The organism is Streptomyces sp. NPDC053541, from assembly GCF_044544705.1.
GTDB lineage: Bacteria > Actinomycetota > Actinomycetes > Streptomycetales > Streptomycetaceae > Streptomyces.
In genome coordinates this window covers 1-9,648 of record NZ_JBITXM010000004.1, presented here as the reverse complement: position 1 = coordinate 9,648, position 9,648 = coordinate 1, and the positions used below count along the sequence as shown (strand labels likewise).

General features: G+C 74.9%; 9 protein-coding genes. 6 read left to right on the top strand and 3 right to left on the bottom strand.

Translation table 11 applies throughout. The annotated features are described in order from the left end of the window. Positions 1 to 558 precede the first annotated feature (558 nt). The gene (locus ACIGW2_RS10570; protein WP_399842762.1) at positions 559 to 2,724 is read right to left on the bottom strand and encodes a protein kinase; all 2,166 of its coding nucleotides are present in this window, start codon (positions 2,722 to 2,724) and stop codon (positions 559 to 561) included. A gap of 171 nt (positions 2,725 to 2,895) precedes the next feature. On the opposite strand from ACIGW2_RS10570, the gene ACIGW2_RS10565 reads away from it, so the two are divergent. The 5 genes from ACIGW2_RS10565 to proC all read left to right on the top strand — a co-directional run bounded on the left by ACIGW2_RS10565 (position 2,896) and on the right by proC (position 6,328). Then, positions 2,896 to 3,150 carry an SH3 domain-containing protein gene (locus ACIGW2_RS10565; RefSeq protein WP_356073918.1) on the top strand — a complete coding sequence of 85 codons (255 nt, stop codon included), beginning with the start codon at positions 2,896 to 2,898 and terminating at the stop codon, positions 3,148 to 3,150. Positions 3,151 to 3,229: 79 nt separating this feature from the next. Further along, complete coding sequence (locus tag ACIGW2_RS10560) at positions 3,230 to 3,766, top strand: hypothetical protein (RefSeq protein ID WP_399842760.1); 537 nt, start codon at positions 3,230 to 3,232, stop codon at positions 3,764 to 3,766. Positions 3,767 to 3,865: 99 nt separating this feature from the next. Further along, positions 3,866 to 4,681, top strand: a complete 816-nt coding sequence (locus ACIGW2_RS10555) for an ABC transporter ATP-binding protein (RefSeq protein WP_399842758.1) — start codon at positions 3,866 to 3,868, stop codon at positions 4,679 to 4,681. After that, positions 4,678 to 5,415, top strand: coding sequence for an ABC transporter permease (locus tag ACIGW2_RS10550; protein ID WP_391656727.1), 738 nt, complete (start codon positions 4,678 to 4,680; stop codon positions 5,413 to 5,415). The genes ACIGW2_RS10555 and ACIGW2_RS10550 overlap by 4 nt, the downstream gene beginning before the upstream one ends. A 103-nt stretch (positions 5,416 to 5,518) precedes the next feature. Continuing rightward, a complete protein-coding gene (proC, locus tag ACIGW2_RS10545; RefSeq protein ID WP_391656726.1) occupies positions 5,519 to 6,328 on the top strand; it encodes a pyrroline-5-carboxylate reductase in 810 nt (269 codons plus the stop codon). 12 nt (positions 6,329 to 6,340) lie between these two features. Here proC and ACIGW2_RS10540 read toward each other — a convergent pair whose 3' ends face one another. Then, a complete protein-coding gene (locus tag ACIGW2_RS10540; protein ID WP_399842754.1) occupies positions 6,341 to 6,940 on the bottom strand; it encodes a cysteine hydrolase family protein in 600 nt (199 codons plus the stop codon). A gap of 75 nt (positions 6,941 to 7,015) precedes the next feature. Here ACIGW2_RS10540 and ACIGW2_RS10535 point away from each other — a divergent pair, with 75 nt between their 5' ends. Further along, on the top strand, positions 7,016 to 8,032 hold the full coding sequence (locus ACIGW2_RS10535; RefSeq protein WP_399842751.1) for a GlxA family transcriptional regulator: 1,017 nt from the start codon (positions 7,016 to 7,018) through the stop codon (positions 8,030 to 8,032). Here ACIGW2_RS10535 and trpS read toward each other — a convergent pair. Beyond that, on the bottom strand, positions 7,999 to 9,000 hold the full coding sequence (gene trpS / locus ACIGW2_RS10530) for a tryptophan--tRNA ligase (protein ID WP_391656723.1): 1,002 nt from the start codon (positions 8,998 to 9,000) through the stop codon (positions 7,999 to 8,001). The two genes, ACIGW2_RS10535 and trpS, sit on opposite strands and share 34 nt — an antisense overlap. Positions 9,001 to 9,648 lie beyond the last annotated feature (648 nt).

Here is a 9,648-nt window from a genome sequence, read left to right as displayed (position 1 = left end):
TGGCGCGGGGGCGCGCCCCGGGGGGGGGGGGCGCGGCCCCGCGCGCGGCGCCCCCCCCCGCGGCGGGCGCCCCGGCGGGGCCCCCGGGGGGGGGGCGGGCCCCGGGGGGGCCCCCCCCCACCGCCGTTCCGCGTCGCGCGACCCCTGACCACCGGCCGGGTACCGCGGCCGGGGCCGTGGGCCGGTCCGCGGGGCTGGGCGGTGTGCCCGTCCTGCGGCGGGTCGTCGGCCCTGACGGGTGCGGGGCCGCGAGGGTCGTTGGGCCTGCGGCCTGCGGCCTGCGGTCGCGGGCTTGGGCCCGGCTTTGAGCCGGGCCGTGGCGGGGCGTTCGCCTGGCGGTGAGCGGGCGGTACGCCGGTCCGGTCGTCGGTCCGGTCGTCGGTCCGGTCGTCGGCCCTGCCGGGTGCGGGGCCGCGAGGGTCGGTGGGCCTGCGGGCCGCGGGCTTGGGCCCGGCTTTGCGCCGGGCCGTGGCGGGGCGTTCGCCTGGTGGCGAGCGGGCGGTACGCCGGTCCGGTCGTCGGCCCGGACCGTGGCCACCGCCGGGCCCCCGGCGGCCGCTACCAGCCTGCCGGGTCCCCCGAATCCACCGCGAAGACCGAGCCGTCCGGGGCGGTGGCGCAGACGCGGTCGGCGAGGACGACCGGCGGGGGGACGGCGGAGGCGGGGGAGGTGAGGCGGCCGCCGTGGAGGCGGGGGGCGGTCTGGCCGAGGAGCGTGCCGCGCCGGGCGTCGACGGCGAGGAGGCGCCCGTCGGAGGCGGAGAGGTACAGGCGGGCGCCCGCCGGGTCCAGGACGGGCGCGGAGACGTGCGCGGCGGCCGTCTCGACGTCCCACAGCAGGCGCGCGCGGGCGCCGGAGACGTCGACGGCGGTGAGACGCCCGCCGGGCGTGAGCAGGTGGACGGTGGCGCCGTGCGCGGCGAGCGACGGGCTGTCCACCGGGTACGGCAGGGCCGCCCGGTGGGCCGAGCCGTCCGCCAGGCGGTAGCGCACCAGGGCCTCGGCGTAGCCGTCCCGGTTGAGCGAGGCCAGCACGAGCGTGCCGTCCCGCACCTCGGGGGCGGCGCCGAGCGCGCCGGCGAGGCGCTGCTGCCGGACGACCTCGCCGGTGCGCGGCCGGACGGTGCTCACGCGCGTGTGGCGGGCGTCGGCCAGCACCTCGGTGACGGTGAGCAGACCGGTGGCAGGGTCGTACGCCCCGGGCACCGGGTACTGGTGCCCGCGCAGCGCCCGGTGCCACAGCTCGCGCCCGGTGGCCGCGTCGACGGCGCGCAGCGCGGCGGTGCCGTCGGACAGCACGAGGACGTCCCCGGCGGGGTGGGCGCGGGCGGCGCGCCCCTTCGGGGCCCACTGCCAGCCGGGCGTGCCGTCCCGCCCGTACGTGCGGAGCTCGCCGGTCGCCGAGGCGGCGGCGACCGGGCCGCCGGGCAGCGGGGCGGGGGGCGGCGGCGGGATCTCGTCGGCGGGCCCGGGCCGGGACCACAGCACGCGTCCGGTGGCGGGGTCGAGCCGGGCGGCGGTGGTCCCGGGGCCGGAGCAGTAGAGCGCGCCGGCGCCGTGGACGCAGGCGGGGGCGCCGACCGTGCCGCCGGTGCGCAGGGCGGTCTGCCAGCCGCCGAAGGCCTTCGCGGCCTCCGCGGGGTGCCGGGGAGCGGGCGCGCCGCCCCCCGCGTACGAGAGGGCGGCGACCGTGCCGCCGGCGGCCAGCGCGAGCGCGGCGGCGACCACGAGCGGCCCGCGCCGGCGGCGCCGCACGCGGGCGGGCGCCGGGGCCCGTACGGGCGTGTCGGCGTCCCAGGCGGCACAGTCGCGGGCCGCGTCCCCGGGGGCCGCGCCGGTGTGCGCGGCGACCGGCAGGGCGGGGCGGCGCTGGGCCGGTATGAAGGCGGTCGCCTCGTACGAGGGCGGCAGCAGCGCCGCCATGATCTCGGCGGGCGTGGGCCGTTCGGCGGGCTCCTTGGCGAGGCAGCGCGCCACCAGCGGGGCCAGCTCCTGCGGAACGCCCGTCAGGTCCGGCTCGTCGTGCACCACTTGGTAGGCGACGATGTACGGGCTCTCGGAGTCGAAGGGTCCGTGCCCGGTCGCCGCGTGCACGAGCACGGAGCCGAGCGCGAAGACGTCCGCCGCCGGCCCGACCTCCCTCGGGCGCTGGAACTGCTCGGGCGCCATGAAGGGCGGCGAGCCGATCAGCTTGCCGGTCTCGGTGTGCAGTTCGCTGTCGACCGGCCGGGAGATCCCGAAGTCGATGACCTTCGGGCCGGAGTCGGTGAGCAGCACGTTGCTCGGCTTGAGGTCGCGGTGCACCACGCCCGCCCGGTGGATGTCGCGCAGCGCCTCCGCGAGCCCGGCGGTGAGCCGGCGCAGCTCGGCGGGGGACAGCGGGCCGCTCCGCTTCACCTGGTCGGCGAGGGTCGGCCCGGGCACGTAGAGGGTGGCCATCCAGGGCCGCACGGCGTCGGGGTCGGCGTCCACGACGGGCGCGGTGAAGGCCCCGCTGACCCGCCGCGCGGCGGCCACCTCCTGGCGGAACCGGGCCCTGAACTCGGGGTCCTCCGCGTACTGTTCGTGCACCACCTTCACCGCGAGCCGCAGGCCCGAGGCGGAGGTGGCGAGATGGACGACGCCCATGCCGCCGGCGCCGAGACAGGCCTGGAGCCGGTACTCGCCCGCGTAGTCGGGCCCTTCCGCTTCCCGGTCGGCACCGGTCCTGCGCAACGGCGGCATCGCCAACCCCCGTGTGGTTCCCCGTCGTGTCCGCGCGCCCGCGCGACGCACGGAGCCTAGTCGATGGTGGGGCCGATGTCGGTGGGGCTTGCTAGCCTGCGCGTCGCAGAGAGTGAAATTCGGCGGAGCGCTTCACGGGGGAGCGCTTTCCGGCCATCGGGGGAGGAAACCATGAGCATCCAGCGCTACCCGGTCGCGCCCGGGGTCCGGCTCAACGTCCGCTCGGGCCCGGGCACGCAGTACCCGATCGTCCGCACGCTGCCCGCGGGCGTGACGGTGCCGGTCTACTGCCAGACGTACGGCACCTGGGTCACCGGTCCGTACGGCACCACGAACATCTGGGACCGGATCGACGACGGCGCGGAGTACGTCTCCGACGCCTACGTGCACACCGGCAGCGACGGCCTCGTCGCCTCCCGCTGCTGATCCCGCCGCTGATCCCGCCGGCGGTCCGCCCCGGCGGCGGTTCGCGACGGTTTTCCGCCGTCCGGGGATAATCGATTCCGTGAGCGACGCGAGCGAGGACAAGCAGAGCGGGACCGGTGCCGCCGCCGGCCCCGCCGGGCCGCGCCCGGAGGAGATCCGCTTCTTCGGCACCACCTGGCTGGACCACACCGGGCACTACGGGCTGCGCCGGGCCGGTGTGGCGGCCGGTTCGCTGGCCGCCGCCGTGGCCGGCTGCTTCGTGCTGCGCTTCGCCTACCAGGGCCTGGAGATCGCCGAGGTCGGCGGCTTCGTGAACACCCTGGTGGTCGTGATGTTCGCGATCTGCAGCGCGATCGCCTTCCGCAAGACCTGGGAGGGCTTCGGCCGCCGCCCCGCCGATCCGGCCCGCGAGGACGCCCTGCGCAGCCTGAAGGCCATCGGCTTCATCGGCTCGCTGCTCGCCTACTTCTTCCGCAGCCTCACCGAGGCGCCCGGCGAGAAGCTGCGGCGCGCGGAGTACGAGGAGGCGGTCGCGCGCTTCGAGAAGCGGCGCGCGAAGAGCTCGGGCAACCCGGCGGGCCGCCCCTCCGGCACCCGCAGGCCGAAGCGCCGCTGACCGCCGCGCCGCGCAGGCGCCCCCACCACCGAGAGAACCCCGGACGTCCGTCGTCCGGGGTTCTTGACGTTCCGCACCCCCGGACCCACTATTCATCACATGATGAATAAAACCGGTGAGGCCGCCCCGCCCACCCCGCAGGCCGCCGTCCACGCGACCGGGCTCACCGTCGCCCGCGGCGAGCGCACCGTCCTGCGCGGCCTCGACTTCACCGTCCCCCGCGGCCGCGTCACCGGCCTCCTCGGCCCCTCCGGCTGCGGCAAGACCACCCTCATGCGCGCCATCGTCGGCACCCAGGCCAAGGTCACCGGCACCCTCGACGTCCTCGGCCGCCCCGCCGGCGACCCCGCCCTGCGCTCCCGCATCGGCTACGTCACCCAGGCCCCCTCCGTCTACGACGACCTCACCGTCCGGCAGAACCTCGACTACTTCGCCGCCGTCCTGCTCCCCGGCCGCGCCCACCGCGCCGCACGCCGCACCGCCGTCGACCGGGCCGTCGCCGACGTCGACCTCACCTCCCACGCCGACGCCCTCGCCGGCCGCCTCTCCGGCGGCCAGCGCAGCCGCGTCTCGCTCGCCGTCGCCCTGCTCGGCACCCCCGAGCTCCTCGTCCTCGACGAACCCACCGTCGGCCTCGACCCCGTCCTGCGCCGCGACCTGTGGGACCTCTTCCACCGCATCGCCGCCGACCGCGGCACCACGCTCCTGATCTCCTCCCACGTCATGGACGAGGCCGAGCGCTGCCACCAGCTGCTCCTGCTCCGCGAGGGCGAACTCCTCGCCGAGGACACCCCCGAGGCCCTGCGCCGCCGCAACGACACGGCCACCGTCGAGGACGCCTTCCTCCACCTCGTCGACGCCGCCGCGGCCCGCGCCGCCCACACCCCCACCCGTACCGAGGAGCCCCACTCATGAACGGCGCCCGCACCCTCGCCACCGCCGCCCGCGTCCTGCGCCAGCTCCGCCACGACCCGCGCTCGATCGCCCTGATGCTGCTCGTGCCCTGCCTGATGCTCGTCCTGCTCCGCTACGTCTTCGACGGCAGCCCGCAGACCTTCGACGGCATCGGCGCCTCGCTGCTCGGCATCTTCCCGCTCATCACCATGTTCCTGGTGACCTCCATCGCCACCCTCCGCGAGCGCACCTCCGGCACCCTCGAACGCCTCCTCGCCATGCCGCTGGCCAAGGCCGACCTCATCGCCGGCTACGCGCTCGCCTTCGGCCTCGTCGCCGTCGTCCAGTCCGTCCTCGCCACCGGCCTCGCCCTCACGTTCCTCGGCCTCGACGTCATCGGCTCGCCCTGGCTGCTGCTCCTCGTCGCCCTGCTCGACGCGCTCCTCGGCACCGCCCTCGGCCTCTTCGTCTCGGCCTTCGCCGCCTCCGAGTTCCAGGCCGTCCAGTTCATGCCGGCCGTGATCTTCCCCCAGCTGCTGCTGTGCGGCCTGTTCACCCCGCGCGACCGGATGGCCCCCGCCCTGGAGGCGATCTCGGACGTGCTCCCCATGTCGTACGCCGTCGACGGCATGAACCAGGTCCTGCGCCACACCGACGTCACCGCCGACTTCCTCCGCGACGCCCTCGTCGTCGCCGGCTGCGCCGTCCTCGTCCTCGGCCTCGGCGCCGCCACCCTCCGCCGCCGCACCGCGTGACCGGATCACGTGCCCGCCCCTCGGACACCCCACGCACCGCGCCCGCCCCGGTGCAAGGATGTCCCTGCACGTGGAGCCCCCCTTCCGGCGAGGTGAAAGACCCATGACCCAGACCGTCGCAGTCCTCGGCACCGGCAAGATCGGTGAAGCGCTCCTCAGCGGCATGATCCGCGCCGGCTGGCGCCCCGCCCACCTCCTCGTCACCGCCCGCCGCGCCGAGCGCGCCGAGGAACTGCACGCCCGCTACGGCGTCGAGTCCGTCAGCAACGCCGAGGCCGCCAAGCGCGCCGACACCCTGATCCTCGCCGTCAAGCCCCAGGACATGGGCCGCCTGCTCGACGAGCTCGCCCCGCACGTCGCCGCCGACCGCCTGGTCGTCAGCGCCGCCGCCGGCATCACCACCGCCTTCATCGAGGAGCGGCTGACCCCCGGCACCCCCGTCGTCCGCGTCATGCCCAACACGCCCGTCCTCGTCGACGAGGGCATGTCGGTGATCTCCGCCGGCAGCCACGCCACCCCCGAGCACCTCGCCCACACCGAGGAGATCTTCGGCGGCGTCGGCAAGACCCTGCGGGTCCCCGAGTCCCAGCAGGACGCCGCCACCGCCCTCTCCGGCTCCGGCCCGGCGTACTTCTACTTCCTCGTCGAGGCCATGACCGACGCCGGCATCCTCCTCGGCCTGCCCCGCGCCCAGGCCCACGACCTCATCGTCCAGGCCGCCATCGGCGCCGCCGTGATGCTCCGCGACAGCGGCGAACACCCGGTCAAGCTCCGCGAGGCCGTCACCTCCCCCGCCGGCACCACCATCTCCGCCATCCGCGAGCTGGAGAACCACGGCGTACGGGCCGCGCTCATCGCCGCCCTGGAGGCCGCCCGCGACCGCAGCCGCGAGCTCGCCTCCGGCAACGGCTGACCGGACCCCGCCTCACGCGCCCTTCAGCACGTCCTCGGTGGTCACGACCCGGGCGAAGCCGCCCCCGTGCAGCGACACCGCCGTCGCCCGGGTCAGCTCCTCCGCCGTCCGCTCCCACCCGAAGGGGCCGGTCAGGTCGAAGGTGTGCATCGCGTCGATCGCGAACAGCACGTCGTAGCCGAGGTTCCCGCCCATCCGGGCCGTCGTCTCGTTGCACATGTTCGTCTGGATGCCGACGATCACCAGCTGCCCGATCCCCGCGCCCTTCAGCCAGGCGTCCAGATCCGGCTCGCCGTAGAACGCCGAGTTCACGCTCTTCGTGACCAGCAGCTCCGGCCCCGAACCCGCCCCGCGCCGCCGCGCCACGACGTCCTTGAAGGCGTTCCCCGCCGCCCCGGCCGCCAGCGGCGAACCCGGCTTCGCCGAGTCGTGCCGCACGAACACGACCGGCCGGCCCGTCTCCTGCCAGCGGTCGACCAGGGCCGCGATGTTCGCCTCGGCCTCCGGGTTGTCCCGCCGCCCCCAGAAGCCCTCGTCGTCGAAGCCCTTCTGCACGTCGATGACGATCAGAGCCGCGTCGTCTTCCACCGTGATGTTCCGCGTGTTGTCCATGCCCTCGATCCTTCCGCCCGGACGTCCCCCGCCCCAGGGGCGCGAAAGTCATCGATCGATGGTTTACTGCCAGCCATGGCGGCCCCCCAGCGCATCGCGCTCGTCTCGTTCCCCGGCATCCGCGCCTTCGACGTCTCCGTGATCAACGAGGTCTGGGGCACCGACCGCACCGACCGCGGCGTCCCCGCCTTCGAACTCCGCCGCACCGCGACGACCCCGGCACCCGTCCCCCTCAGCGGCGGCCTCAGCCTCACCCCCGACCGCCCGCTCGACTGGCTCTCCGGGTTCCGCCCCACCGACCTCGTCGTCGTCCCCGGCATCGAGAACCCCGACGCCGACCTCCCCGCCCCGCTCCTCGACGCCCTCCGCCAGGCCCACGCCCGCGGCGTCCCCGTCGCCTCCCTCTGCGCCGGCGCCTTCGTCCTCGCCCGCGCCGGACTCCTCGACGGCCGCCGCGCCGTCACCCACTGGCGCCTCGCCCCGGCCCTCGCCGCCCGCCACCCCCGCGTCACCGTCGAGGCCGAGGCCCTCTTCGTCGAGGACACCGGCATCTGGACCTCCGCCGGTACGGCCGCGGGCATCGACCTCTGCCTCCACCTGGTCCGCACGGCCCACGGCGCCGAGGTCGCCGCCACCATCGCCCGCTCGATGGTCACGGCCCCCTTCCGCACCGGCACCCAGGCCCAGTTCATCGAGCGCCCCACCCCGCGCGCCGACCGCGACGCCGACGCCCTCGCCGCCGTACGCGCCCACGCACTCGCCCACCTCGACGAAGCGCACACCGTCACGAGCCTCGCCGCCCGCGCCGGCATGTCCCCCCGCTCCTTCGCCCGCCACTTCCAGGCCACCACCGGCACCACCCCCGCCCGCTGGCTGATCGCCCAGCGCGTCGCCGCCGCCCAGAAACTCCTCGAACGCACCGACCACCCCCTCCCCGAGGTGGCCCGGCGCGCGGGCTTCGGCAGCGAGGTCACCATGCGCCAGCACTTCGCCTCGCACCTCGCCACCAGCCCGCGCGCCTACCGCCAGGCCTTCCGCCGGGCGGCCCGGACCCCACCTCAGGAGGCCGGAAGCAGCCCGATCGCCCGATAGGCCCGGTCCACGACCGGCCGCGCCATCCCCCGCGCCCGCTCGGCCCCGTCCCGCAGCACCTTCTCCACGTACGCCGGGTCCGCCGCCAGCTCGGCATGCCGCTCCCGCACCGGCCGCAGCAGCTCGACCACCGCCTCGGCGGTGTCCTTCTTCAGCGTCCCGTACGAGTCGTACGCCTCCGCCAGCTCGGCCGGACCCTTGCAGCCGGTCGCCGCCGCCAGCAGATCCAGCAGGTTCGCGACCCCGGGCCTCTCCTCCCGGTCGTAGACGACCTCACGCCCGCTGTCCGTCACCGCCCGCATGACCTTCCGGCGCACGGTGTCGGCGTCATCGAGCAGATAGACGATCCCGGCCCCGTTCTCGTGCGACTTCCCCATCTTCGACGTCGGGTCCTGCAGGTCCATGACCCGCGCCGCCACCTTCGGGTGCGTCGCCCTCGGCACCGTGAACACGTGCCCGTACCGCTGGTTGAAGCGCACCGCCAGGTCCCGCGCCAGCTCCACGTGCTGCGTCTGGTCCTCGCCCACGGGCACCTCGTCCGTCGCGTAGGCGAGGATGTCCGCCGCCATCAGCGCCGGGTACGTCAGCAGCGACAGCCGCACGCCCTGCCCGGACTCCCGGGCCCGCACGCTCTTCTCCTTGTACTGGATCATCCGGCGCATCTCGCCGTCCGTGGCCACGCACTCCATCAGGTACGAGAGCCGCGCGTGCTCGTCCACATGACTCTGTACGAAGACGGTGCACCGCTCCGGATCGAGCCCCGCGGCCAACAGCAGCGTCGCCGCCTGCCGGCTCAGCCGCGTCACCCGCGCCGGATCGTGCTCCACGGTCAGCGCGTGCAGGTCCACCACGCTGAACAGCGCGTCCGCCGCGTACTGGTCCACCTCGACCCACTGCCGTACGGCCCCGAGGTAGTTGCCCAACGTCAGGTGCCCGGTCGGCTTGACCCCACTGAAGATCCGCTTCATGGCCTGGCTCTCCCTCTCTCCTGCTGCTCTCTGGTCTGAGCACCGCCGGCCCGTCGGCCGGACTCCCGGAGGGGGATACGCGAACGGCCGCCGAGGCGGCGGCCGTTGTCTGCATGCGTGAGCTACGGGCCGCCGGTCAGGCGGCCCACCACTGAGTGGTGTGCGCATGCGTCGTCATGCGCACAGGGTACGGCACAGGCCCCGGGTTGACACCGGATTACCCGGGTCCGTAGTGTTCTCCGGGTTGTCCGACGTGAGCACCGACCCCGGTCGGCCCCGGACAGCCATTCCGCAAGAACCACTACGCCTGACGGTGTCGATTCGTCGTGCCGTCGCGCGTTCCCGTGCGTTTTTGCGAAATGAGGAATCCGCGTTCGAAGGTTTGAACGCCGGCCCCCGATTAGCGTCGGAGCCGGGGAATCCACTAAAGTCTCACTCGTCGGAACGGCTCAACGGCCGGGAAGACGAACCCCGCTGACTGGGAATCAGACGCCGAAAGGATCTGATAGAGTCGGAACCGCCGGAAGGGCCCGGAAGCGACGAAAGTCGAAAAGGGACCGGAAAGCACCGAGGAAATCGGATCGGAAAGATCTGATAGAGTCGGAAACGCAAGAACGAAGGAAGCGCCCGGAGGAAAGCCCGCGAGGG

Coding starts and splice junctions, on each gene's coding strand:
- ACIGW2_RS10540 (WP_399842754.1), bottom strand. CDS start 6,940: ATGGACAACACGCGGAACATCACGGTGGAAGACGACGCGGCTCTGATC.
- ACIGW2_RS10570 (WP_399842762.1), bottom strand. CDS start 2,724: ATGCCGCCGTTGCGCAGGACCGGTGCCGACCGGGAAGCGGAAGGGCCC.
- proC (WP_391656726.1), top strand. CDS start 5,519: ATGACCCAGACCGTCGCAGTCCTCGGCACCGGCAAGATCGGTGAAGCG.
- ACIGW2_RS10555 (WP_399842758.1), top strand. CDS start 3,866: ATGATGAATAAAACCGGTGAGGCCGCCCCGCCCACCCCGCAGGCCGCC.
- ACIGW2_RS10550 (WP_391656727.1), top strand. CDS start 4,678: ATGAACGGCGCCCGCACCCTCGCCACCGCCGCCCGCGTCCTGCGCCAG.
- trpS (WP_391656723.1), bottom strand. CDS start 9,000: ATGAAGCGGATCTTCAGTGGGGTCAAGCCGACCGGGCACCTGACGTTG.
- ACIGW2_RS10535 (WP_399842751.1), top strand. CDS start 7,016: ATGGCGGCCCCCCAGCGCATCGCGCTCGTCTCGTTCCCCGGCATCCGC.
- ACIGW2_RS10565 (WP_356073918.1), top strand. CDS start 2,896: ATGAGCATCCAGCGCTACCCGGTCGCGCCCGGGGTCCGGCTCAACGTC.